Below are 24,044 nucleotides of genomic sequence, written 5' to 3'. Positions count from 1 at the left end.
ATCGTCCCGTGCGGGTTTCCCGTGGGGCGTCCCGTCCGTCGGCGCCCGCGGGGCCGTGGGGACGGAGCGCCGCGTCCGTGGCCGGTGGAGCGACTGCTGGACGTGTGTCACGCGGCGTCGTAGCGTCGGGCACTGTCCCTGGTTATCACTGCTAGTTTTCTGGTCCGGAGGCCCGCATGTCCGCTCCCTCGAAGCTTCCCCCCTTCGATCCCGCCGATCCCCTCGGTGTCGACGACCTGCTGAGCGTGGAGGATCTGGACGTCCGGAGCACCGTGCGGGCCTGGGCGGCGGACCGGGTGCTGCCGTATGTCGCCGAGTGGTACGAGAAGGGCGAGCTGCCGGGGATCCGGGAGCTGGCGCGCGAGCTGGGCGGCCTCGGCGCCCTCGGGATGTCGCTCGACGGGTACGGGTGTGCCGGTGCCTCCGCCGTGCAGTACGGCCTCGCCTGTCTGGAGCTGGAAGCCGCCGACTCCGGGATCCGCTCGCTCGTCTCCGTGCAGGGCTCGCTCGCGATGTACGCCATCCACCGGTTCGGCAGCGAGGAGCAGAAGCAGGAGTGGCTGCCGCGGATGGCCTCGGGCGAGGTCATCGGCTGCTTCGGGCTGACCGAGCCCGACCACGGGTCCGACCCCGGCGCCATGCGGACCCGTGCCGAGCGGGACGGAGCGGACTGGGTCCTCACCGGGCGCAAGATGTGGATCACCAACGGGTCCGTGGCGGGCGTGGCCGTCGTGTGGGCCCGGACCGACGACGGGATCCGTGGGTTTGTCGTGCCCACCGACCGCCCCGGGTTCTCCGCGCCCGAGATCAAGCACAAGTGGTCGCTGCGGGCGTCGGTCACCAGCGAGCTGGTGCTCGACGAGGTGCGGCTGCCCGCCGACGCCGTCCTGCCCGAGGTCACCGGGCTCAAGGGCCCGCTCAGCTGTCTGTCGCACGCCCGGTACGGGATCGTGTGGGGCGCGATGGGCGCCGCGCGGTCGAGTTTCGAGGCGGCGGTGGAGTACGCGAAGACGCGTGAGCAGTTCGGGCGGCCCATCGGCGGATTCCAGCTCACCCAGGCCAAGCTCGCCGACATGGCGGTCGAACTGCACAAGGGGATCCTGCTGGCCCACCACCTGGGCCGGCGCATGGACGCGGGGCGGCTCCGCCCCGAGCAGGTCAGCTTCGGCAAGCTCAACAACGTACGAGAAGCCATCGACATCTGCCGCACCGCGCGGACGATCCTCGGCGCCAACGGGATCTCGCTCGAATACCCCGTGATGCGCCACGCGACGAACCTGGAGTCGGTGCTGACCTACGAAGGCACCGTCGAGATGCACCAGTTGGTACTGGGCAAGGCGCTCACCGGTCTCGACGCGTTCCGGTGAGCGGGCCTTGCCTCAGCTCTGGTTGAAGAAGCCGTCCGTGCGACGGGCGGCGGGCTCCCCGCTGACGATCTCCGTGTCGGCGGGGGTCAGCAGGAAGACCCGGTTCGACACGCGCTCGATCGAGCCGCGCAGGCCGAAGATCAGGCCGGCCGCGAAGTCGACGACGCGCTTGGCGTCGGCCGCCTCCATGGCCGTGAGGTTCATGATGACGGGAACCCCGTCACGGAAGAGCTCGCCGATGCCACGGGCGTCCCGGAAGCTGTCCGGGGTGACCGTGCCGATCCGGCGGCCCTTCTCCTCGGCCGCTTCCGACGCCACCTTGACCCGCGGGTCCGTGACCCAGGCCTCCCGGGATCCGGTCTCGGATCCTTCGGCGTAGTCGTCGTCGTAGTAACGCTCGTCATCGTTGTCGTCGACGAGGCCAAGCCAGGCACTCGCCTTGCGCACCGATCCCATGGACGCCTCCTCTCACAGCGGTCATTCTTCTTTCCGCATCCCCATGGTCGTCCATGATGCGGATGTCGCGCCAAGGGGATAGACGCCGCGCGGGGGTTTCGTGACGGTACTGGTGCACAGCGAATTCGTCGAGAGGCCGCCTACCCCAAGGGTCCTGCGGTACACCGCTGCTGACTGTGAGTGAAATATGATTCTTTCCGGCGGACGGGTGACGACTGGGACGTACGGGTGAACGCGGCGGCGACCGAGAGGGCGAACGCGGCGGCCGATACGATGCCGCAGCTCAACGTCGTACAGCGCACGGGGGACAGTCATGTTCGGAATCGTCAGGCCCTGCCAACACCGGCTGGGAGAAGATCTCAAGGCCCAGTGGATGGCCCATCTGTGCGGGCTGTGCCTCGCGCTGCGCGGGGACCACGGGCAGTTCGCACGCGTCGTCACGAACTACGACGGCTTGCTGATATCGGTTCTGACGGAGGCTCAGGCCGCACCGGGAGCAGAGGGGCGGCGCACGGCGGGGCCCTGTCCGCTCCGCGGGATGCGCAGCGCGTCGGTCGCCCAGGGTGAGGGAGCGCGGCTCGCCGCCGCCGTCTCGCTGGTGCTCGCCTCGGCGAAGATGCGCGATCACATGGCCGACGGGGACGGACTGCTGGCGCGCAAGCCGGTGGCGCTCGCCGCCCGCCGGGTCGCCACGAACTGGGGCAGAGCGGGCGCCCGGACCGGCTCCGACGTCGGATTCGACACCGCGGTGCTGGTCGACGCCGTGGACCGGCAGGTGGGCATCGAGACGCTCGCCGGGCTCGGCACGCCCCTGCTGACCGTCACCGAACCGACCGAGACCGCGACCGCCGCGGCCTTCGCGCACACCGCGGTCCTCGCCGGGCGGCCCGGCAACGCGGAACCGCTCGCCGAGGCCGGCCGGCTCTTCGGGCGCCTCGCCCACCTGCTGGACGCCGTGGAGGACCGGGAGGCCGACGCCGCCTCAGGGGCCTGGAATCCGCTGACCGCCACCGGGGCGACCCTGCCGGAGGCCCGGCGGCTCGCCGACGACGCGCTGCACGGCATCCGGCTCGCGCTGCGCGACGTGGAGTTCACGGACGCCAGGCTGGCGCACGTCCTGCTCGCGCACGAGCTGCGGAACTCGGTGGACCGGGTGTTCGGCACCACGTCCTGCTCGCACGGCACCGGCTCGCTCGGTACTCACTCGCACGGCGCCGAGCTGTACGGGCCGCCGCCGGGCAACCCGTACGCGCCGCCTGGGCCGGGCGGACCGCCGGCGCCGCCCGAGCCGCCGCGCCGCAACCGGCGTGGACTCCTCGCGGGGTGCGCCGTGTGGCTGGGCCTGGCCTGTACGTGCCAGGTGTGCTGCGGCGAGTACACCGACCCGTGGTCCGGGGAGCGCAAGCCGGCGTTCTGCCAGAGCTGCGGGGACTGCTGTGAGTGCTGTGACTGCTGCGGGCAGTGCGGCGACTGCTGTGGGAACTGCTGTGATGGGTGCGACGGATGTGGCTGCGACTGCAGCTGCTGAGGAGCGGGAGCGGAGCGCGAGGGGAGGGGTGCGCGTGTGAAGGCCTGGAGACAGGCGGGAGAACACGGAAGGCGCCCGCCGCGAAGGGCTCGGGCGCGCAGGGGGTCAGCTCAACAGGACGAGGACCACACTCGACCGAAGTCGATGTGGGAGCGCGTGACCAGCCACTGCCGCAAATGCATGCGCATAAGTGGAACAGGCATTCGGGAGCGCGTCAACTGGCCTGAGACGCCCCGCTCACAGTGTGGACAGCCTTGACAGGCGGGGGAAACACCCCCGTACTCTCGACGGACGGTCCTGCTGAGGGGCTCGGCCGTGCACGTCGTACGACGCCCCCGGGCGTCCGGCGTGAGCTGCGTGATCCGCGTGCCGTGTGCCGCGTGATCTGTGTGAAGGCGCCACCGTGTTCGACACGACGACGCATCACGGAGCTTCCGCATGTCCTCGCACACTCTCACCCAGGTGACCCCGCCGGCCGCACCGCAGGACGCGGCGTCCGCAGCGGCGCCCCCACGCGTCGTCGGGCGGCCCCGCGGGCGCACCGTCGGGGCCACCCGATGAGCGGGGTGCGCCCGTCCCTCGTGATCGTGGGAGCCGGGCCGCGGGGAACCGGGCTGCTGGAGCGGATCGCCGCCAACGCGCCCGAGCTGTACGCCGGTTCGGGCCTCGACGTGCATCTCGTCGACCCGTTCCCGCCGGGCGGCGGACGCATCTGGCGTACGGAACAGCCGCCGTTGCTCTGGATGAACTCGCAGGCCCAGGACGTCACCATGTTCACCGACGAGACGGTGGACATGGCCGGACCGGTCCGGCAGGGCCCCACCCTGCACGAGTGGGCCGGACTCGACGGACGTGTCTTCGCGGACCGGCGGCGGCAGGGCGACTATCTGGGCTGGGTGTACGAGCGGACCGTCGCCGCACTTCCTGACGGCATCCGGGTCCAGCACCACCCCCACCGCGCCGTCCGGGTCGGAGGGCCGCGCGCCGGGCGTCAGCAGGTGTGGCTGGCGGGCCGGACCCGCCCGCTCCTCGCCGACCTCGTCGTCCTCGCGCTCGGCCATCTCGACGCCGAACTCGACGAGGAACAGCTCCGGTTGGCGGAGTACGCCCGTGCTCACGGACTCGTCCACCTGCCGCCGGACTTCACCGCCGACAGCGACCTGTCCGCCCTCGAACCCGGTGCGCCGGTGCTCGTACGCGGCTTCGGGCTCGCCTTCGTCGACCTGATGGTCCTCCTCACCGAGGGGCGCGGCGGCCGCTACGAGACCGACGCCGACGGGGAGTTGGCCTACCGCGCGTCGGGGCGCGAGCCCGTGCTGCACGTCGGGTCGCGGCGCGGAGTCCCGTACCACTCGAAGATCGGCTACGACTGGACCGGTGAACGTCCGCCGCTGCCACGGTTCTTCGGGCCGGGCGAGGTGGACGCACTGCTGGCGCGCCCCGGTGGCTTCGACTTCCGGCGGGACGTGTGGCCGCTCGTCGAGAAGGAGCTGGGCTTCGCCCACTACCACCGGCTCTTCGCGGCGCACCCCGACCGCACGGCCATGGCGTGGCCGGACTTCGAGGAGCGGTACGCGAAGTACGCCGCCGTGGACAGCGCCGAGAGCCGGGCCCTGGTCGTCGCCGCCGTGCCGGACCCCGCCGACCGGCTGGACCTGGCGGCGCTCGACCATCCGCTGGACGGCGTGCGCCACCCTTCGTACGGCGCGTTCCAGGACAACCTGCGGGAGTACGTCGAGGGGGACCTGACCCGGCGTCATGATGCCGGGCAGAGCCAGGACCTGGCGGTCTTCCTCGGACTCCTCTCCGTCTACGGGCAGTTGGTGCGGCTCGGCGACATCGGGCCCTGGTGGCACGGCTTCTTCAGCTACCTCGCGTCGGGGCCGCCAGGACCGCGGCTGCGGCAGATGCTCGCCCTGTCACGGGCGGGAGTGCTGAACTTCCTGGGCGCCGGCATGACCGTGTCGGCCTCGGACGGAGTCTTCCGGGCCACGAGCGCCACCGTGCCCGGCGCGTTCGTCGAGGCCCGCGCGCTCGTCGAGGCCCGGCTGCCGCACCCCACCGTCGAGCGCACCCGGGACACCCTGCTGCGCGAGCTGTACGGGGAGGGGGCCGCCGCGACGCCCGAGGGTCTGCTCGCCGTGGACCCCGCCGACGGGCGTGTCCTGGACCGGTCGGGCGTCCCGCATCCGCGGCGTTTCGCGCTCGGCCCGTACACCGACGCCCGGGGGTCGGGCGCCTTCACCCGGCCGCGTACCGGAGGGCCCGCCTTCCGGCAGAACGACGCCACCGCGCGGGCCGCGCTGGCCTTCCTGCGCGACCTCTCCTGTCGCGCCACAGCCGCCTGACCGTCGCCGCGCGCCCCCGCCGCCGCACGCGCGCTTCCCGCATCCGCGGCCGCACCCACCGCGCACCCACCGCGCGTCCGGCGCCCGCACCGCACATCCGCCCCTCTCTTCTCCCGCCCGAGGACCCCATGTCACTCACCAGTGATCCACCCCTCGCCGAAGCGCCGGCCGAACCCGAGGACTACGGCGCGCTCAAGGTGGTGCCCGTGCGGCACCCCTGGCGCTGGGCCGCCGTGATCGTGACCGCCGTGCTGCTCGCCCAGTTCGTCCACGGACTTGCCACCAACCCCGGCTGGGAGTGGGAGGTGTTCGCCGAGTTCTTCACCGCCGAAGTGATCCTCAAAGCGGTCTGGGTAACCCTTCAACTCACCGTTTACGGAACGGCGTTGGGCTTCGCCCTGGGGATCGTGCTCGCCTTCATGCGGCTGTCCGACAGCCCGTTCCTGAAGGCAGTCTCCTTCGCCTACATCTGGGCGTTCCGGTCCATCCCGCTGATCGTGCAGCTGCTCTTCTGGTTCAACCTCGCCTATCTCTACAAGGAGTTGGAGTTCGGCATCCCGTTCGGGCCCGGCTTCTACAGCTTCGACACGATGGGCCTGGTCGGCGCGATGAGCGCGGCCGTCCTGGGCCTCGCCCTGCACCAGGCCGCGTACGCCGCGGAGATCGTGCGCGGCGGCGTACTGTCCGTCGACAGCGGGCAGTTGGAGGCGGCGGCCGCGCTCGGCATCCCCCGGCTGCGGCAGATCCGGCGGATCGTGCTGCCGCAGGCGATGCGCTCCATCCTGCCGAACGCCGCCAACGAGGTGATCTCCCTCTTCAAGGGCACCTCGATCGTCTCGGTCATGGCGATCGGCGAACTCTTCTACCAGGTCCAGGTCATCTACGGACGCAACGGCCGTGTCGTACCGCTGCTCATGGTCGCGACGGCCTGGTACATCCTCCTGACCACCGTGCTCTCCGTCCTCCAGCACTACGTGGAACGGCACTTCGCGAAGGGAAGCACCCGATGAGCGCGCTCATGGTCGACGTCAGGTCCGTCCACAAGAGCTTCGGTTCGCTGGAGGTGCTCAAGGGCGTCGACCTGGAGGTACGCACCGGCGAGGTCACCGTCGTCCTCGGCCCCTCGGGCTCAGGCAAGTCCACCCTGCTGCGCACCATCAACCACCTGGAGAAGGTCGACCAGGGCTGGATCAGTGTGGACGGCTCCCTGGTCGGCTACCGGCGCTCGGGCGACAAGCTCTACGAACTGCGTGAGCGCGAGATCCTCAGACAGCGCACCCGGATCGGGTTCGTCTTCCAGAACTTCAACCTCTTTCCGCACCTCACGGTGCTGGAGAACGTCGTCGAGGCCCCGGTGTCCGCGCTGAAACGGCCCCGCAAGGACGCCACCGCGGCCGCCCGCGGGCTGCTCGACAGGGTCGGGCTCGCCGACAAGACCGACGCCTACCCGAAGCAGCTGTCCGGCGGGCAGCAGCAGCGCGTGGCCATCGCGCGGGCGCTCGCCCTGGAGCCCAGACTGCTCCTCTTCGACGAACCGACGTCCGCGCTCGACCCCGAGCTGGTCGGCGAAGTCCTCGACGTCATCAAGGACTTGGCCCATCAGGGCACCACGATGATCGTCGTCACACACGAGATCGGCTTCGCCCGGGAGGTCGCCGACACCGTCGTCTTCATGGACGACGGCCGCGTCGTCGAGCGGGGTGCCCCCGGCGACGTACTCGACACACCACGGCACGAGCGCACCCGCGCCTTTCTCTCCAAGGTTCTCTGAGCCCCACGTCATTCAAGGAGTTCACCGTGATATCCCGACGCATCCTCGCCGCCTCCGTCGCCGCCCTCGTCGTCGCCCCGCTGCTCAGCGCCTGCGGCGGTGACAGCGACGCGGCGACCGGGACGGGCTCGGCGGGGACCAAGAAGGTCGGCGACGTCAACATCGGCCCGGACCAGAACCGGATCCGCGGCAAGAAGGCCGCCGAGATCGCCGCGCTCGTCCCGGCGGCGATCCGCGAGCGCGGCACGCTGAAACTCGGCCAGAGCGCCGAGGCGGCGCCACCGCTCGGCTTCTACGCGACCGACGACAAGACGAGAATCGGCTCCGAGATCGACCTCGCGACCCTCGTCGCCGACACCCTCGGCCTGAAGCTCGACAACGACGAGGTCTCCTGGGAGAACCTCTTCGTCGGCCTGGACAGCGGCAAGTTCGACGCCGTCTTCTCGAACGTCACGGTCACCGAGGAGCGCAAGGAGAAGTACGACTTCGCGACCTACCGCCTCGACAACATCGCGTTCGAGGCGAAGAAGGGCAGCGGCCTGAAGGTCGACAGCCCCGACGACGTCGCGGGCCGGACGATCGCCGTCGCCTCCGGCACCAACCAGGAGAAGATCCTCGTCGACTGGAGCAAGCAGAACGAGAAGGCGGGCCGCAAGGCCATCACCATCAAGTACTTCCAGAAGGACACGGACTACTACCTGGCGCTCCAGTCGGGCCGGATCGACGCCTATCTGGGCCCGAGCCCGTCCGCCGCCTACCACGTGGCCTCCGCGGGGCAGTCGGAGGTCGTCGGCACGCTCTCCGGCGCCGGGGACGACCTCCAGGGCAAGATCGCCGCGACCACGAAGAAGGGCAGCGGCCTGGTCGACGCGTACGCGGCCGCCGTCAATCACGTGATAGAGGACGGCAGTTACGCGCGCGTGCTCAAGCGGTGGGGCCTGTCGACCGAGGCCGTGCCGAAGTCGGAGATCAACCCGCCGGGCCTGCCGAAGATCTGACACCGGCCCGGCCCCGCTGATTCCACCGAGTCCACCTCTGAACCGAGTCCACCTAGTCCATCGAGTCCACCGAGTTCACCTCTGAAAGGTTCCCCACCCATGACTGCACCGCACGGCCGGGGGCTTCTGCACCTGGCCACAGCCATCGATCAGGAGGAGGCTCACGACGCATCGGTCCACGTCGAACTGGCGCGGCTCGCGGAGGGCGGCAAGTTCGACTTCGTGACCCTGGGCGACACCTTCACGCGACCCGGCCTCGACGCGCTCGCCGTGCTGGCGCAGGTCGCGCCCGCCACGACCCGCATCGGTCTGGTGCCGGCCGTCGTCGGCACGCACGGCGATCCGTTCCACGTACAGGCCGCCGTGACGACCCTCGACCGGGCGAGCCGAGGCCGGGCCGGCTGGTGTATCGACGTGTCGACGGCCGAGGGCGTGACCCGCCGCTCGGGCCGTCGGCACACCGGGCCCGCCGGATCGTGGGGCGACGCCTTTCCCGTGCACGACACCCTGCGGGAGCCCCGGCACGGCGCGGGGGCCGTGCACGGGAACGGCGTGGGGCACCCGGTGCGGGTCGTCGACGCCACGGACCGGCAGGCCCGCGCGACCGCGGCCCGGTACGCGGACGTGGCCCTGGTCCACGGCGTGAACCCGGCGCAAGTCGGCACGATACGGGCCGAGTTGCACGCCGGGGCGCTCACGCACGGCCGTGAGCCGGACGAGTTGTGTGTGCTGGCCGCCCTCACCGTCGACCTCGGCGACGGTGAGCGCGCGGCCGAGCGGGGTCACGGCGGGGGAGGCCCCCGGCAGAGCGCGCGAGGCCCGCTGTACCGCGGCGGCCCCGTCGACCTCGCCGAACTGATGGCCGGCTGGCACGAGACCGGTGCCGCCGACGGTTTCCACCTCATCCCCGTGGAACCCCGCCGAGACCTGGAGCGTCTCGTCAACGGTACGATCGCGCTGCTTCAGCACCGCGGGCTCTTCCGGACCTTCTATCCGGGCAGCACACTCCGCGAGCACCTGGGCCTGGCCCGGCCTGCCGACCGGCGGCGGGTGGCGGGGGGAATGTCCTGACTTCGTCACCCTCGTGAGCGAGGGGAATCCCTATGGCTCGCGCCGTGGGGATTCAGCCGGAGGGGCGAATTCCGGACACGCCCCGGCCGGTGGGCCGTAGACGGCGGCGCTCGATGCGCAGGGGCGCACGAGGGCGGACTCCGAGAGGCCCTCTGCTTCCGCCGCGCGCATTCGCGGCCCACTCCATCTGCCCATTCCCGTCGTGGGGGAATACCCTGAGCGCGGAGACCGCGGAGGGGGAATGCTAGCTGTTCCGGCGGCGCGCACGAAATTGGTACCTCGATGCCGGTGAGATCAACTCCTCCGAGGCGTGCGTAAGTTGAACGCCGTACGGCCGAAAGGCGCCCTTGCGTCCTTCGGGCGCACAGCCAAATACTCCCCCCAGCGCTTGTCAGGGGCACGGCGAATCCGGAACCCGGACTCTCTGTTTCTGGCGTGCGCCTCACGGGCCCCGACCCCACGCGGGCCCCCGACTTCCCTTTGGAGGGAACGAACAGTGAGGACCAAGCGCACCACCCCCCGTAGTGGCATAGCGAGACGGACCCGGCTGATCGCCGTGACCACCGGACTCGTGGCCGCGGCCGCGTTCACCGTCCCCGCGGCGAACGCGAGCGACGCATCGACGTTCAGCACGTCCCAGCTGAAGAGCGCCAACTCCTCGGTGCTCAAGGCCGATGTACCGGGTACGGCCTGGGCGACCGACGCGAAGACCGGCAAGGTCGTCGTCACGGTCGACAGCACCGTCTCCGACGCGGAGATCGCGAAGATCAAGCAGACGGCCGGCGCCAACGCCGGTGCTCTGGAGATCAAGCAGACCCCAGGGAAGATCAACAAGCTGATCAAGGGTGGCGACGCCATCTATGCGAGTAGCTGGCGCTGTTCGCTCGGCTTCAACGTCCGCAGCGGCAGCACGAACTACTTCGTGACCGCCGGTCACTGCACCGACGGCGCCGGCACCTGGTGGTCGAACTCCGGGCACACCACCACCCTCGGCACCACGGCCGGTTCCAGCTTCCCGACCAACGACTACGGACTGGTGCGCTACACCAACACCACGGTCGCCAAGGACGGCACCGCGGGCAGCACCGACATCACCAGCGCGGCCACCCCGAGCGTGGGCACCAACGTCATCCGTACGGGTTCCACCACCGGCACCCACACCGGACGGGTCACCGCTCTCAACGCGACCGTCAACTACGGCGGCGGCGACGTCGTCTACGGCATGATCCAGACCACGGTCTGCGCCGAGCCCGGCGACTCCGGCGGTCCGCTCTACGGCAGCAACGGTGTCGCCTACGGTCTGACCTCCGGCGGCAGCGGCAACTGCACCTCCGGCGGCACCACGTTCTTCCAGCCGGTCACCGAGGCCCTGAGCGCCTACGGCGTCAGCGTCTTCTGATCCGTCCGCTCGATCCGTCCGTTTGATCCGTTCGCTAGGCCTGTTCGCTCGGGCCGTCCGTCCGTCGGTCCGTGCGTCGATCGGTGCGCTGACCGGTCTTCCGGCCGGTGAGCGACCGCGCGGCAGCCGCGCGGTCTGATCTGCAGCCAGCAGCAGACGAGCCCCCGCACACCGTTCGCGGTGCGGGGGCTCGTCCCTGTGTCGTTTCACCTGCGACCTGCGACCTGCGACCTGCGACCTGCGACCTGCGACATGTGCTGTGTGCTGTGTGCTGTGTGCGGGGTTCAGCCGTCGGTCCGCGGTGTCGCGCACAGCCAGTCCAGTACGTCCGGCAGGGCCTCCAGCGCCGAGAAGTGGCCCCCTTCCGGCTCCAGGACGGGGCGGGCGCGGGGGATGTGCCGGGCCAGCCACTCGAAGTGGCCCACCGGGGAGAAGGTGTCCTCGGCGCCGTGCCACAGCAGCACAGGGCGGGTGATGCGCGCCGGGTCGAAGCCCCAGTGGCTCAGCAGCGCGAGGTTGTCGTCGAGCCAGCCGTACGCCGAAGTGCGCAGCGCCTCACGGTAGTTGCGCAACAGCATGTCGCTCACGGCCGGGGTGGAGACGATCCGCCGGTCGGAGTCGGTGAGGCCGTCCCGGATCGACGCGAGGAGCTGGGCCGGGTCCGCCCGGATCTCGGCGGCCCGTGAGGCCAGCCGGTCCGCGAAGTCCACGGGTTCGGTCAGCGCCCGCGTGAACTCCTCGACGTTGGACTCCGCCATCCCCTCGAACCAGTTCAGCCCCTCACTGGCGGGCGGCGCGAGGCTCGCCAGCGCGGCGGCCCGCCGTACCCGGGTCGGCAGCAGCGCCGCACAGGCCAGCGCGTGCGGGGCGCCGCCCGACCGGCCGAGCACCGCGAACCGGCCGAGCCCGAGGGCGTCGGCCAGCGCGGCCACGTCCCGGGCGGCCTGCGCCACCCGGCGGCCGGGGCCGCGGTCGGAGTCCCCGTACCCGGGGCGGTCGTACGCGATGAACCGCACCCCGGGCCGTGCCTCGATCATGGCGTGCGGCACCACTCCGTGGCGGCAGCCAGGTGTGCCGTGCAGCAGCACCACCGGCGTGCCGTCAGGGTCGCCCCACTCCTCGAACGCCAGCCGTCGTCCGTCCCGCATCCGTATCCCGCTCGGCACCTCTGCCCTCCATCTCCCCATCGCCCGCGCCCCGGAGTTACCGTCGAAGTACACACCTTGCGCGCCCGATACGGACCCTGGGGGTCGTCATGATCGAGGAGCTGGTGACGGCGGGAGTGACACTCGCGTCCGTCGGAGCGGTGTACGCGGCGGCCGCTGCCCGAGTCGTCAAACAATACGAGCGGGGAGTGGTGCTCCGGCTCGGAAGGCTGCGATCCGGGGTGCGCGGTCCGGGGTTCACCATGATCGTGCCCTTCGTGGACCGGCTCCAGAAGGTCAACATGCAGATCGTGACGATGCCGGTGCCCGGACAGGACGGCATCACGCGGGACAACGTCACGGTGCGCGTGGACGCTGTCATCTACTTCAAGGTGGTGTCCGCCGCCGACGCGGTCATCAAGGTCGAGGACTACCGGTTCGCGGTCTCGCAGATGGCGCAGACGTCACTGCGTTCGATCATCGGCAAGAGCGAGCTGGACGATCTGCTCTCCAACCGGGAGAAGCTGAACCAGGGCCTGGAGCTGATGATCGACAGCCCGGCCGTGGAGTGGGGTGTCTCCATCGACCGGGTCGAGATCAAGGACGTGTCGCTGCCGGAGACGATGAAGCGGTCCATGGCGCGTCAGGCGGAGGCCGACCGGGAGCGGCGGGCCCGGGTCATCAACGCGGACGCCGAACTGCAGGCCTCCAAGAAGCTGGCGGAGGCCGCCGGGGTGATGTCGGACCAGCCGGCCGCGCTCCAGCTGCGGCTGCTGCAGACCGTGGTGGCGGTCGCGGCCGAGAAGAACTCCACGCTCGTACTGCCCTTCCCGGTCGAGCTTCTGAGGTTCCTGGAGCGGGCGCAGCAGCCGTCGCCCCAGCCGTCGTCCCAGCCGCCGCCTCAGGCGGCGGCTTCCGCGTCCCCGGTAGCGGCCTCCGTGTCTCAGGGGCAACAGGAGCAACAGGAGCATCGGTCGTCGGTCGAGAACCAGCCGTCACTGGCCGGATCTCAACAGCCGTCGGTCCGGCCGCAGGAGCTGTCGGCGCAGACGCAGCAACTGCTGGCTCAGTGGCAGCAATCGGTGCAGGAGCAACTCCCGCCCGTCGAGGCACCGCTGGATCCGGACTTCCGAGGGTCGAATTCAGGACAGGACTAGACCTCACAGAATGACGTTGGTTACTCGCTCGTAGTATTTGCGATGGGGATCGACGCCGTGTGACAAGGGTCTTGTCAACGCGCGTCAACCATGCGGGGGCGCGCGTCGCTTGTGGCGCGCGCGTCCTGAAGTCGACCTTGTGTGCTCCCGTGCGGCCTAGGGATAGTGGGCGGCGTCCGTTGACATGGACGCGGCTTTTTTTACGAGTCGTCTCCCATGTCATGCCTTTTCGGTCGCGATGGTCCCCACAACCGCCGCGGTCCGACCCCCCACAGGAGGACACAAGTTGAAGCACCGACGTATACCCAAGCGGCGGGCCGCAGCGGCAGGTGCGGGCATCGCCGCACTCGTCGTGGGCGGAGTGACCTTGCAGAGTGCGAACGCGAGTGAGAACTCGTCCGCTCCCGAGGTCAAGACCCTCTCGGTCGCGGCGGCCGGAAAGCTCGCCTCGACGCTCGGCAAGGACCTCGGCGCGGACGCGGCGGGAACGTATTACGACGCGAAGGCCAAGAGCCTCGTCGTGAACGTCCTCGACCGGACCGCGGCCGACACCGTCGAGGCGGCCGGCGCCAAGGCCAGAATCGTCGAGAACTCCCTCGCCGAGCTGAAGAGCGCCCGTACGACGCTGAAGCAGGACGCGACGATCCCCGGCACCTCGTGGGCCCTGGACCCGTCGACCAACAAGGTCGTCGTCACCGCGGACCGTACGGTCACCGGTGCCGAGCTGACCAAGCTGTCCAAGGTCGTGGACGGGCTCGGTGGCACGACCGAACTCAAGCGGACGAAGGGGGAGTTCAAGACCTTCGTGGCCGGCGGTGACGCCATCACCGGTGCCGGCGGCCGCTGCTCGCTCGGCTTCAACGTGGTGAAGGGCGGCGAGCCGTTCTTCCTCACCGCCGGGCACTGCACCGAGGGGATCACCAACTGGTCCGACTCCTCGGGCACCGAGATCGGCGAGAACGCGGACTCCAGCTTCCCCGACAACGACTACGGCCTGGTGAAGTACACCGCGGACGTGGACCACCCGAGCGAGGTGAACCTCTACAACGGTTCCGCTCAGGAGATCTCGGGCGCGGCGGAGGCCACGGTCGGGATGGAGGTCTCGCGCAGCGGGTCCACCACGCAGGTCCACGACGGGACGGTCACCGGTCTTGACGCCACCGTGAACTACGGCAGCGGTGACATCGTCAACGGGCTCATCCAGACCGACGTCTGCGCGGAGCCGGGTGACAGTGGTGGTTCGCTGTTCTCGGGGAGCAGCGCGGTGGGACTCACGTCCGGTGGCAGCGGTGACTGCACCTCCGGTGGGGAGACGTTCTTCCAGCCGGTGACCGAGGCGTTGTCTGCGACGGGTACCGAGATCGGCTGATCGGTTTCGCCGCGGGTTGTTTTGTGAAGGCCCCGCTTCCGCTTTGTGCGGGGGCGGGGTCTTCGTGTTGTGGTGTGGCTGCGGGTGGGTGGGGGCTGGTCGCGCAGTTCCCCGCGCCCCTGGAAGATTGCGCCGTTCCCCGCGCCCCTGGGAGGGGGCTTTCGCGTGTTGGACAGCTGCGGGGTCGCTGTGGCTGGTCGCGCAGTTCCTCGCGCCCCTGGAAGATTGCGCCGTTCCCTGCGCCCCTGGAAGGCGAAGGCCGGGGGGTTTTCTGTGTTTCTCAGGGGTGTTTTCTGGTGCCCGCTGCCAGTGTGATCGCGGTTCCCAGGGCTGCCCAGGCTGTCAGTACCAGTAGGGCGGCGGTTACGTCGTTGGACTTGAAGTAGGCGATCGAGCGGGCCGCCCAGGTGCCGGCGCCCGGGGGCAGGGCGGGGCCGATCGCCTGCCAGAACGGGGGCAGCATCGGTGGCGGGAGGGCGCCGCCCGCGCTCGGATTGCCCAGGATCACCACCAGCAGTACGGCCACTCCGATGCCGACGATCCCGAAGAGGCACTGGAGCGCGAGGGTGGCGGCTCCCACCGCGAAGGTGATGAGCGCGCCGAGCCCCCAGAGCGCGGCCACGCTCCCCGGCAGGGCCCCCAGGACCGGTCCGACGACGACCGCCCCGCCGAGCCCGCCGACGATCGAGACCAGAGCCATGGCGGCGAGCCGGATCACCGCGCGCCGGAGGTTGGCCGGCCGGGCACCCGAGCTGATCGCCAGCGCCGACGCGCACAGATAGCCGCCCACGCACCAGCCGACGACCAGGTAGAAGGGGGTGAGCCCGTTGGCGTCCTGGGCGTCGGCCGGGACCACGTCGACGGTCCGTACCGTGCGCCCCTCGTCCTTCTCCACCTCGGTGATGAGCGTGACCAGGGCGTTGGACAGGCTCTTGCCGCCGCCGGAGGCGACCAGCAGGGTGTCCGTGGTGCCGCCCGGGTCGACCAGCAGGGCGCCGTCGAGGTCACGGTCCGTGATCCGTTCGCGCGCCGTCGCCTCGTCGGCGAGCGTCCGGGGATCCAGGGGCTCGCCGGGCAGCCGCTCCAGCCGGGCCACCGTCCGGTCGGCGCCGCCGCCCGGCGCGACCACGCCGAACGCCACGTCCGTCGGCTTCGGATGGTGCAGCGCGCCCACGTAGGAGGCGATGAAGAGCAGCTGCAGGGCGACCACGCCGATGACGAGCAGCGTGGCCCGCGGGGTGACCGCTTCCCTGACCTCGTCGAAGAAGGACTTGGGCGGGGCCTCCGCTGTCCGTGACATGCCCCCACGGTCTGGTTCCCGTGGTGTTTTCGCAGGTGGGAGGGGCCTGAACGGGTGTCGTACAGATGTTCGAGAATTGGTCTATGGTGGGGGTGAGGCAGTAGGGAACAAACGTTCGAGGGCTGGCATGGGAGCCCCTGGTGGGTGAGGAGGTGCGTGTGCCCGGCTTCGCGCATCTGCACACCGCTTCCGGGTTCTCCCTGCGGTACGGGGCCTCCCATCCGGAGCGTCTCGCCGAGCGCGCCTCCGAGCGGGACATGGACGCGCTGGCGCTCACCGACCGGGACACCCTCGCGGGCGCGGTCCGCTTCGCCAAGGCCTGCGCCGCGCAGGGGGTGCGCCCGCTGTTCGGGGTCGACCTCGCGGTCGGAGAGCCGGTACGGGGTGAGCGGCGCCGGACTCCCGTGCGGGGCGGTGCCTTCATCGACGAGTCGACACCCCGGGTGGCCTTCCTCGCCCGGGACGGCGCGAAGGGCTGGGCCGATCTCTGCAGAATCGTCACTGCGGCGCATGCGACGGGCGAGGGGCAGCCGCTGTTGTCCTGGGCGGAGAACCACGCCGAGGGGCTGACCGTACTGCTCGGACCGGCCTCCGACGTCGGCCGCGCGCTCGCCGCCGGCCGGCCCGACCGGGCCGTGAAACTGCTCGCGCCCTGGCGTGAGGTGTACGGCGACGCGCTGCGCCTCGAAGCGGTCTGGCACGGCCGCAAGGGCACAGGCCCCGGCTCGCTGCGACTGGCCGCCCGTACCGTCGGCTTTGCCGCCGAGCAGCGGGTGCGTCCGGTGCTCACCAACGCCGTCCGGTACGCCGACCCCGGCATGGGCCCGGTCGCCGACGTACTGGACGCCGCCCGCCGGCTGGTCCCCGTGGACCCCCGCAAGGAACTGGACAGCGGCGAGACCTGGCTCAAGGGCGCGGACGCCATGTTCGCCGCCGCCGAACGCGTCGTCGAGGCCGCCGGCTACCGCCGCGACACCGCGTACCGGCTGCTCGAACAGACCCGGGACACCGCCGCCGAGTGCCTGGTCGACCCGGAGGACGACCTCGGGATCGGTGCCGTGCACTTCCCCGAGCCGCACCTCGTCGGCGCGGGGCGCCGCACCGCGCAGCGCGTACTGGCCTCACGGGCGGCGGCGGGGATGGTGCGGCGCGGTTACGACCGGTCCTCCCAGGCGCGTGAGTACTGGGAGCGGATGCACCGCGAGCTGGACATCATCGACCACCACCACTTCGCCTCCTACTTCCTGACGGTCGCTCAAGTCGTGGACGACGTACGAGGGATGGGCATCCGGGTCGCCGCGCGTGGTTCCGGCGCGGGCTCGCTCGTCAACCACCTCCTCGGCATCGCGCACGCCGACCCCGTCGAACACGGACTGCTGATGGAGCGCTTCCTGTCCAAACGTCGCCCGGTGCTGCCCGACATCGACATCGACGTGGAGTCCGCACGCCGGCTGGAGGTCTACCGCGCGATCATCGGCCGGTTCGGCACCGAGCGCGTCGCGACCGTGGCGATGCCCGAGACGTACCGAGTACGGCACGCGGTACGCGATGTCGGCGCCGCGCTCTCCATGGACCCGGCCGACATCGACCGGATCGCCAAGTCCTTCCCGCACATCCGCGCCCGCGACGCCCGCGCGGCGCTGCGGGAACTGCCCGAACTCCGTTCCCTGGCAAGGGAGTCCCAGCGGGAGGGGGCGAAGTACGGGAGACTGTGGGAGCTGGTGGAGGCACTGGACGCCCTGCCGCGAGGAGTGGCCATGCACCCGTGCGGGGTCCTCCTCTCCGACGCCTCGCTCCTCGCCCGTACGCCGGTCGTGCCGACCAGCGGCGAGGGGTTCCCCATGTCGCAGTTCGACAAGGAGGACGTCGAGGACCTCGGGCTGCTCAAGCTCGACGTGCTGGGAGTGCGGATGCAGTCCGCGATGGCGCACGCGGTGGCCGAGGTGGAGCGGGCGACAGGGAGCCATGTCGACCTGGACGCCGCCACGGCCGGGGCGAGCGACCCGGCGACATATCGACTCGTCCGGTCCACGGAGACGCTGGGCTGCTTCCAGATCGAGTCGCCGGGCCAGCGGGACCTGGTCGGCAGGCTCCAGCCCGCGACCTTCCACGACCTCGTCGTCGACATCTCGCTCTTCCGCCCCGGACCGGTCGCGGCCGACATGGTCCGGCCGTTCATCGAGGCGCGGCACGGCCGGGCACCGGTCCGCTACCCGCACCCGGACCTGGAGGAGCCGCTGAGGAGCACGTACGGCGTCGTGGTCTTCCACGAGCAGATCATCGACATCGTCGACATCATGACCGGCTGCGGGCGCGACGAGGCGGACCGGGTGCGGCGCGGCCTCTCCGACCCCGAGGTGCAGGGGCGGATCCGCTTCTGGTTCGCGCAGCGCGCGGCCGAGCGGGGGTACGACGCGGAGACGGTCGCCCGGACCTGGGAGATCGTCGAGGCCTTCGGGTCGTACGGCTTCTGCAAGGCGCACGCGGTCGCCTTCGCCGTGCCGACCTACCAGTCGGCGTGGCTGAAGACGCATCACCCGGCCGCCTTCTACGCCGGGCTGCTCACACACGACCCCGGGATGTACCCGAAGCGGCTGCTGCTCGCGGACGCGCGACGGCGGGGGGTGCCGATCCTTCCGTTGGACGTGAACAGGTCGGCGGTCGCACACAGTATCGAACTGGTGTCTGAATCTAAGGGTTCCAAGGGTTCCGCGGGGGCCGGGGAGGCTTCCGGGAAGGTCTGGGGTGTTCGGCTCGCGCTCTCCGATGTGCACGGCATCAGCGAGGCCGAGGCGGTCCGGATCGCGAAGGGGCAGCCGTACGCCTCGTTGCTCGACTTCTGGGAACGGGCCCGGCCGAGCCGCCCGCTGGCCGGACGGCTCGCGCAGGTGGGCGCGTTGGACGCGTTCGGCGCCAACCGGCGTGATCTGCAACTGCACTTGACCGAGCTGCACCGCAGTGTGCGCGGCGGTCGCGGTGGCAGGGGCGGTGGAGGTGGTGGCGGCGGTGGAGGCGCCCAACTCCCGCTGGCCGGTGGGCGGGAGACGGCCTCGGCCGGACTGCCCGACCTCTCCTCGGCGGAGCGGCTCAGCGCCGAACTGGGCGTGCTCTCCATGGATGCCTCGCGCAATCTGATGGACGATCACCGGGAGTTCCTGGACGAGCTGGGTGTCGTCACGGCACGCCGGCTGCGGGCGGCCGGGCACGGTGAGACGGTCCTGGTCGCGGGGGCCAAGGCGGCCACCCAGACACCGCCGATCCGCTCCGGCAAGCGGGTCGTCTTCAGCACCCTGGACGACGGTACGGGCCTGGTCGACCTCGCCTTCTTCGACGACTCCCACGACGCGTGCGCGCACACCGTCTTCCACTCCTGGCTGCTGCTCGTGCGCGGGGTGGTGCAGCGGCGCGGTCCGCGCAGTCTCAGCGTGGTCGGGGCGGCCGCCTGGAACCTCGCGGACCTGGTGGAACTGCGGCGCACGGAAGGGCTGGACGGAGTGGCGCTGAGACTGGCCGAGCCACCGGCGGGACCTGAGGCGGGACCCGAGGCAGGACCCGAGGGAGAGCCTGGGCCCGAGGGAGGGTCTGGGCCCGAGGCCGGTTCCCGGGGTGCGGGAGATCCGACGGGCGGCCGTCGGATCCAGCTGCCCACGGGATACGAAATGCATCCATGGGCGGACCTGCGTCCGGCGGGCGAAGGGCCCGCGAGCGGAAAGAAGTTGTGGCATCAGAGCCCTGGGAGTGCGGGATGACCATCCTCTGTGTACGTTTCCAGCTGCCGCCGATGTACGAGGCCGCCCTGCCCGGACTCCTCAGCACCTTGGAGGAGTTCACCCCCGTCGTCGAGGCGCTGCCGCCCGACGGGGCGCTGGCGGATCTGCGGGGCGCCGAGCGGTACTTCCGGCGGGACGTCGTGGAACTGGCCTCGCTGATACGGGTACGGGCGCTCGCCTGGCACGGCGTCGACTGCGCGATCGGGGCCGGACCCGGCCCGATGTTCGCGCGGATGGCCCTGCGGGAAGCCGCCCCCGGAGAGACCAGGGTCGTCCCCGAAGACCCCGGTGCCCGCACGGAGTTCCTGGCGGAGCGGTCCGTGCGGGCGCTGCCCGGCGTCGGCACCGCCACCGCCCGCACCCTGTGCGAGTACGGCCTGGACAGCGTCGGCAAGGTGGCCGGCGCGCCGCTGTCCACGCTGCAACGGCTGACCGGTGCCCGTACCGGCCGCGAGCTGCACGAGATGGCGCGGGGCATCGACCGCGGCCGGGTCGTACCCAACGCCGTCTCCCGCTCACTCGCCGCCGAACAGCGCTTCCCGCGAGACGAGTTGGATCCCGCCGGGCATCGGCGCGCGCTGCTCTTCGCCGCGGGGGAGCTGGGTGCGCGGTTGCGCGCCCTGGAGAAGGTGTGCCGCACGCTCACCCTGACCGTCCGCTATGCCGACCGCTCGACGACGACTCGTAGCCGCACGCTTCCCGAGCCGACCGCCCATTCGTCGGCGCTCACCGATGCGGCGTACCGCATGTACGAGGCGCTCGGTCTGCAGCGGGCCCGGGTCCGTGGCATCGCTCTGCGTGCCGAGGGTCTGGACCCCGCCGAACAGGCCTCCTATCAGATGACCTTCGATCCGGTGGACGAGAAGGCGCGGCGGATCGAGGAGGTGGCGGATCGGGTGCGGGCGAAGTTCGGGGCGGGGGCGGTGACGTCGGGTGCGCTTGCGGCGTAGCCGCGTAAGCAGGGGGTGCCGTATGGGGTGGTGTCGCGTGGGGTGGTTAGCGCTGGAAGTTTTTACTGACGCGTAACTTCCCACGCTTGCTACTCGCCCGTAACTTGAAAGCGGAACAGCCTCCCGTGATCCGGATCACAGGGCGTATGCCTCGTCACTCCCTCTGAGCCGCAAGGAGATCACTCGATGCTGCCCTGGAAACACCTGCTCAGACCCCTGTCGGCGCTGCTGTTGGCCGCCGCCGTCACCGTTGTCCCCGCCGCCACCGCCAGTGCCGCCGCCACCGGCCGGGCGGCCGAAACCGCGGCCGGCGCCGGCGCGACCAGCAGTGGCTGGAACGACTACTCCTGCAAGCCGTCCGCCGCCCACCCGCGCCCCGTCGTCCTCGTCCACGGCACCTTCGGCAACTCCGTGGACAACTGGCTGGGCCTCGCGCCCTATCTGGTGAACCGCGGCTACTGCGTCTACGCCCTCGACTACGGGCAACTCCCCGGCGTACCGCTCTTCCACGGCCTCGGCCCCATCGACAAGTCGGCGGAGCAGCTGAAGACCTTCGTCGACAAGGTGCTCGCCGCCACCGGAGCCGCCAAGGCCGACATGGTCGGTCACTCGCAGGGCGGCATGATGCCCCGCCACTACCTGAAGTTCCTCGGCGGAGCCGCCAAGGTGAACGCCCTGGTCGGTATAGCCCCCGACAACCACGGCACCACCCTGAACGGCCTGGCCCAGCTGCTCCCGTACTTCCCCGGCGCGGAGGACCTGCTCTCCACGGCCACCCCGGGCCTCGCCGACCAGGTGGCCGGCTCCGCCTTCCTCACCAAGCTGAACGCGGGCGGCGACACCGTGCCGGGCGTCCGCTACACGGTCATCGCCACCAAGTACGACGAGGTCGTCACGCCGTACCGCTCGCAGTTCCTGAGCGGCCCGGACGTGCACAACGTCCTGATCCAGGACCTGTGCGCGCTCGACCTCTCCGAGCACGTGGCGATCGGGCTCATCGACCGGATCGCCTACCACGAGGTGGCCAACGCCCTGGACCCGTCCCGCGCCACCCCGACCACGTGCCTGTCGGTGGTCGGTTAGGGGCTGGGGCGCCGGCGCCCCAGCGGGGCCTAACGGTTGCCGGTCGCGCGGCGACGGACCGAGGCGAACAGCGCCGCGGCACCGATCGCCAACGCCGCCGCCCCACCGATCGCGATGTACGAGGTCGAGTCGGACCCGCCGGTCTCGGCGAGGTTCGCCGACTCCCCGGCGGGTTCGGCGTCGCTACCGGACCCGTCGGACCCGTCGGCCGCGTCGGCGGCTCCGGCCGTCTCCTCGGCTCCCGAGCCGGACTCGGTCTCCGCGCCCGCCCCCGACTCGGACTTCGGCGTCGTGCCGGCGGCGGTCGTCACCGACGCCTGGGTCTTCGCGTCGTCGTCACCGTGACCCCCGTGCTCCACGGACGACTTGTCGGCCCCGTCCGCGATCTCCTCGTCGGACGGCGCCGACGCGGCCGGGGCAGCGGCGGCCTCCGTGCCCCCGCTGCCCTCGGCGAAGACGACGTCCGAGCAGGTGTAGAAGGCCTCGGGGGAATCCGAGCGCTGCCAGATCGAATAGATCAGGTGACGGCCCGACTTGACCGGGACGACCCCGTTGAAGACGTAGGCGCCGTTCTCCAGCCGGGGGTCGGTGACCTGCGCGAACGGCTTCGACTCCAGGTCCGACCACTTCAGCGGCTTCGTCGGGTCGTACCCGTCCTTGGTGACGTACAGCTCGAACGAGCCCTTGTGCGGAGCGGTCGCCTTGTAGTGGAAGGTGCGGTTCCCGGAGGTCAACTGGCTCGACGGCCAGTCGTCGCGGGCCAGGTCGAGGCCCTTGTACTTGTCGTTGCCGGCGCTGCACAGCTTCCCGTCGGGGATGATCTCCTTCGACTTTCCGGCCGCGTTGGCGATGTTGACGCCGTTCCAGTCGTAGAGGGCTTGCGTGCCACTGGCCGCGATCGCCGCCTTGCAGGCAGCGGACTTCGGGCTCTCCGGGCCCTCCGCGAAGCAGGCCGCGACCCGGCTCACCGGGTCCGTCATCGAGCCGTGCGCGACGGCCGGGGCGGCGGCGAGCGCGGTCAGGGCGAGCGGGGCGACGCCGACCGCGGCGGCGGTGGCGAGGCGGGCGGTGGCCTTGCGGCGAGCGGGCATGGGGGAACTCCTCGAAAAACGGACCTGGCGTGACCTGGTCTGGCCTGGGGGTGCCTGTGATGCCTGGAGGCGATCAGCAAACTAGCCCCTGGAAACCGCGGAATCGCCTGCTGGGAGCGGGTGGAGGCGATCCTTATGGTGCCGTTAAGGGAGTACTGAGACTGCGCTCAGGTAGATCCGTCAGGCGGGGTCCCTACTTGCCATGAGCGACCACTATGAAGTCGCTTTCTCCTGCTTCCTGACAACAGCCGACTGCCCGGAGGCGGCATCCACACCGACCGTTTTCACGTTTCACGATGGGACGTACGGGAGGCAAGACCGTCGAAGCTGAGCTATGCGCCGGTGGTGCCGTCGTTGCCGTGGCGGAGGGCGTGGATCATGCTCTGGAGGATTCGGAACGCGTCTGACTGTTCGGTCTCCGTCATGCCGGTCAGCATTCTGACCTCGACGGACCTGACCGCCGCGGTCGCCTTCTCCAGGCTCTGTCGGCCGCTGGGGGTGAGCCGGGCGGGGAGGGCCTTTCCGACGGGTGCCTCGGTGGGTCTGGTGACGTAGCCGTCCCGTTCCAGGGTCTGGAGCAGTACGTTCATCGACTGCCGGGTCACGAACGCGCCCCGGGCCAGCTCGGAGTTCGACAAGCCCGGCCGTTGGGCGAGCAGTTCCAGGCAGGAGTAGTGCGTCACGGTCATTCCGAGCGGCCGCAGCACCTCCTCCATGGCCGTGCGAAGGACGCTCGACGCCTCTTTCAGCAGATAGCCCAGGGATGTCTTCAGGTCGACACCGTCGGCACCGTCTTGATTCATGTCAGTAGTCTGACATAGGTTGGTCTGTGTCAGAAAGCTGACACAGACCAAGAAGGAGCACCCTCATGCCCGTCACCGGTCCCGACTTCATCTCGCTGCAGGCGCGCGACCTCGACGCTTCGCAGGCGTTCTACGAGCAGTACCTCGGTCTCGTCCGCTCGCAGGCCGGACCCCCGCACGCCGTCGTCTTCGAGACGAAGCCGATCGCGTTCGCGCTCCGCGACATCGTGCCCGGAACCGACCTCGCGTCCGTCGCCCAGCCCGGCATCGGCGCCGCGATCTGGCTCCACGCGACCGACGTCCAGGCCATCCACGACGCTCTCGTCGCCGACGGTCACACCATCGTCTCCGCGCCGATCGACGGCCCCTTCGGCCGTACGTTCACCTTCGCCGACCCCGACGGCTACCGGATCACGCTCCACGACCGCGCCTGACCGG

The 24,044-nt window shown here is 70.6% G+C and carries 19 protein-coding genes; 14 read left to right on the top strand and 5 right to left on the bottom strand.

Annotation, left to right across the window (positions count from 1 at the left end):
- The first annotated feature begins 176 nt into the window (after positions 1–176).
- Entirely contained in the window at positions 177–1,367 is a 1,191-nt protein-coding gene (locus ACLVWQ_RS35055) for an acyl-CoA dehydrogenase family protein (protein ID WP_414113278.1), read from the top strand.
- A 12-nt stretch (positions 1,368–1,379) separates the two neighbouring features.
- On the opposite strand, the gene ACLVWQ_RS35050 is transcribed toward ACLVWQ_RS35055, so the two are convergent.
- Positions 1,380–1,823 (bottom strand): cell division protein SepF, encoded by a 444-nt coding sequence (locus ACLVWQ_RS35050; protein ID WP_414113277.1) that lies wholly within the window; start codon positions 1,821–1,823, stop codon positions 1,380–1,382.
- Between the two features lie 313 nt (positions 1,824–2,136).
- Between ACLVWQ_RS35050 and ACLVWQ_RS35045 the strand changes: the two genes are divergently transcribed.
- The 7 genes from ACLVWQ_RS35045 (at position 2,137) to ACLVWQ_RS35015 (ending at position 10,938) form a co-directional block, all read left to right on the top strand.
- Entirely contained in the window at positions 2,137–3,351 is a 1,215-nt protein-coding gene (locus ACLVWQ_RS35045) for a DUF5685 family protein (protein ID WP_414113276.1), read from the top strand.
- A gap of 557 nt (positions 3,352–3,908) precedes the next feature.
- Positions 3,909–5,699 (top strand): FAD/NAD(P)-binding protein, encoded by a 1,791-nt coding sequence (locus tag ACLVWQ_RS35040; RefSeq protein WP_414113275.1) that lies wholly within the window; start codon positions 3,909–3,911, stop codon positions 5,697–5,699.
- 128 nt (positions 5,700–5,827) lie between these two features.
- The gene (locus tag ACLVWQ_RS35035; protein ID WP_414113274.1) at positions 5,828–6,709 is read left to right on the top strand and encodes an amino acid ABC transporter permease; all 882 of its coding nucleotides are present in this window, start codon (positions 5,828–5,830) and stop codon (positions 6,707–6,709) included.
- 8 nt (positions 6,710–6,717) lie between these two features.
- A complete protein-coding gene (locus ACLVWQ_RS35030; protein WP_414113348.1) occupies positions 6,718–7,470 on the top strand; it encodes an amino acid ABC transporter ATP-binding protein in 753 nt (250 codons plus the stop codon).
- 26 nt (positions 7,471–7,496) lie between these two features.
- Positions 7,497–8,468: an ABC transporter substrate-binding protein gene (locus ACLVWQ_RS35025; protein WP_414113273.1), complete on the top strand. Its 972-nt coding sequence runs from the start codon at positions 7,497–7,499 to the stop codon at positions 8,466–8,468.
- 99 nt (positions 8,469–8,567) lie between these two features.
- Entirely contained in the window at positions 8,568–9,539 is a 972-nt protein-coding gene (locus ACLVWQ_RS35020) for an LLM class flavin-dependent oxidoreductase (protein WP_414113272.1), read from the top strand.
- A 496-nt stretch (positions 9,540–10,035) separates the two neighbouring features.
- Entirely contained in the window at positions 10,036–10,938 is a 903-nt protein-coding gene (locus ACLVWQ_RS35015; protein WP_414113271.1) for a S1 family peptidase, read from the top strand.
- A gap of 284 nt (positions 10,939–11,222) precedes the next feature.
- Here ACLVWQ_RS35015 and ACLVWQ_RS35010 read toward each other — a convergent pair whose 3' ends face one another.
- Entirely contained in the window at positions 11,223–12,086 is an 864-nt protein-coding gene (locus tag ACLVWQ_RS35010) for an alpha/beta fold hydrolase (protein ID WP_414113347.1), read from the bottom strand.
- 107 nt (positions 12,087–12,193) lie between these two features.
- Between ACLVWQ_RS35010 and ACLVWQ_RS35005 the strand changes: the two genes are divergently transcribed.
- Both ACLVWQ_RS35005 and ACLVWQ_RS35000 read left to right on the top strand, forming a co-directional pair.
- The gene (locus ACLVWQ_RS35005) at positions 12,194–13,240 is read left to right on the top strand and encodes a slipin family protein (RefSeq protein ID WP_414113270.1); all 1,047 of its coding nucleotides are present in this window, start codon (positions 12,194–12,196) and stop codon (positions 13,238–13,240) included.
- A 286-nt stretch (positions 13,241–13,526) separates the two neighbouring features.
- A complete protein-coding gene (locus ACLVWQ_RS35000; protein WP_414113269.1) occupies positions 13,527–14,609 on the top strand; it encodes a S1 family peptidase in 1,083 nt (360 codons plus the stop codon).
- A 280-nt stretch (positions 14,610–14,889) separates the two neighbouring features.
- Here the strand turns inward: ACLVWQ_RS35000 and ACLVWQ_RS34995 are convergent, their stop codons facing one another.
- On the bottom strand, positions 14,890–15,909 hold the full coding sequence (locus ACLVWQ_RS34995) for a DUF3533 domain-containing protein (RefSeq protein ID WP_414113268.1): 1,020 nt from the start codon (positions 15,907–15,909) through the stop codon (positions 14,890–14,892).
- 158 nt (positions 15,910–16,067) lie between these two features.
- On the opposite strand from ACLVWQ_RS34995, the gene ACLVWQ_RS34990 reads away from it, so the two are divergent.
- From ACLVWQ_RS34990 to ACLVWQ_RS34980, 3 genes are all read left to right on the top strand, one after another.
- Complete coding sequence (locus tag ACLVWQ_RS34990) at positions 16,068–19,658, top strand: DNA polymerase III subunit alpha (RefSeq protein ID WP_414113267.1); 3,591 nt, start codon at positions 16,068–16,070, stop codon at positions 19,656–19,658.
- A complete protein-coding gene (locus ACLVWQ_RS34985; protein ID WP_414113266.1) occupies positions 19,655–20,629 on the top strand; it encodes a DNA polymerase Y family protein in 975 nt (324 codons plus the stop codon). Before ACLVWQ_RS34990 ends, ACLVWQ_RS34985 begins: the two co-directional genes overlap by 4 nt.
- Before the next feature lie 186 nt (positions 20,630–20,815).
- Positions 20,816–21,712, top strand: coding sequence for an esterase/lipase family protein (locus ACLVWQ_RS34980; protein ID WP_414113265.1), 897 nt, complete (start codon positions 20,816–20,818; stop codon positions 21,710–21,712).
- Between the two features lie 29 nt (positions 21,713–21,741).
- On the opposite strand, the gene ACLVWQ_RS34975 is transcribed toward ACLVWQ_RS34980, so the two are convergent.
- Together ACLVWQ_RS34975 and ACLVWQ_RS34970 are read right to left on the bottom strand one after the other, a co-directional pair.
- Complete coding sequence (locus ACLVWQ_RS34975; protein ID WP_414113264.1) at positions 21,742–22,803, bottom strand: lytic polysaccharide monooxygenase; 1,062 nt, start codon at positions 22,801–22,803, stop codon at positions 21,742–21,744.
- A 332-nt stretch (positions 22,804–23,135) separates the two neighbouring features.
- Positions 23,136–23,606, bottom strand: a complete 471-nt coding sequence (locus ACLVWQ_RS34970) for a MarR family winged helix-turn-helix transcriptional regulator (RefSeq protein ID WP_414113263.1) — start codon at positions 23,604–23,606, stop codon at positions 23,136–23,138.
- A gap of 65 nt (positions 23,607–23,671) precedes the next feature.
- On the opposite strand from ACLVWQ_RS34970, the gene ACLVWQ_RS34965 reads away from it, so the two are divergent.
- Entirely contained in the window at positions 23,672–24,040 is a 369-nt protein-coding gene (locus ACLVWQ_RS34965; RefSeq protein ID WP_414113262.1) for a VOC family protein, read from the top strand.
- Positions 24,041–24,044: the final 4 nt, after the last annotated feature.

Origin of the sequence: Streptomyces sp. CWNU-52B (genome assembly GCF_047444975.1) — a bacterium.
Lineage (GTDB): Bacteria > Actinomycetota > Actinomycetes > Streptomycetales > Streptomycetaceae > Streptomyces.
Note: the sequence above shows the minus strand (reverse complement) of the source record. Positions and strands in the feature narration are given on the sequence as shown.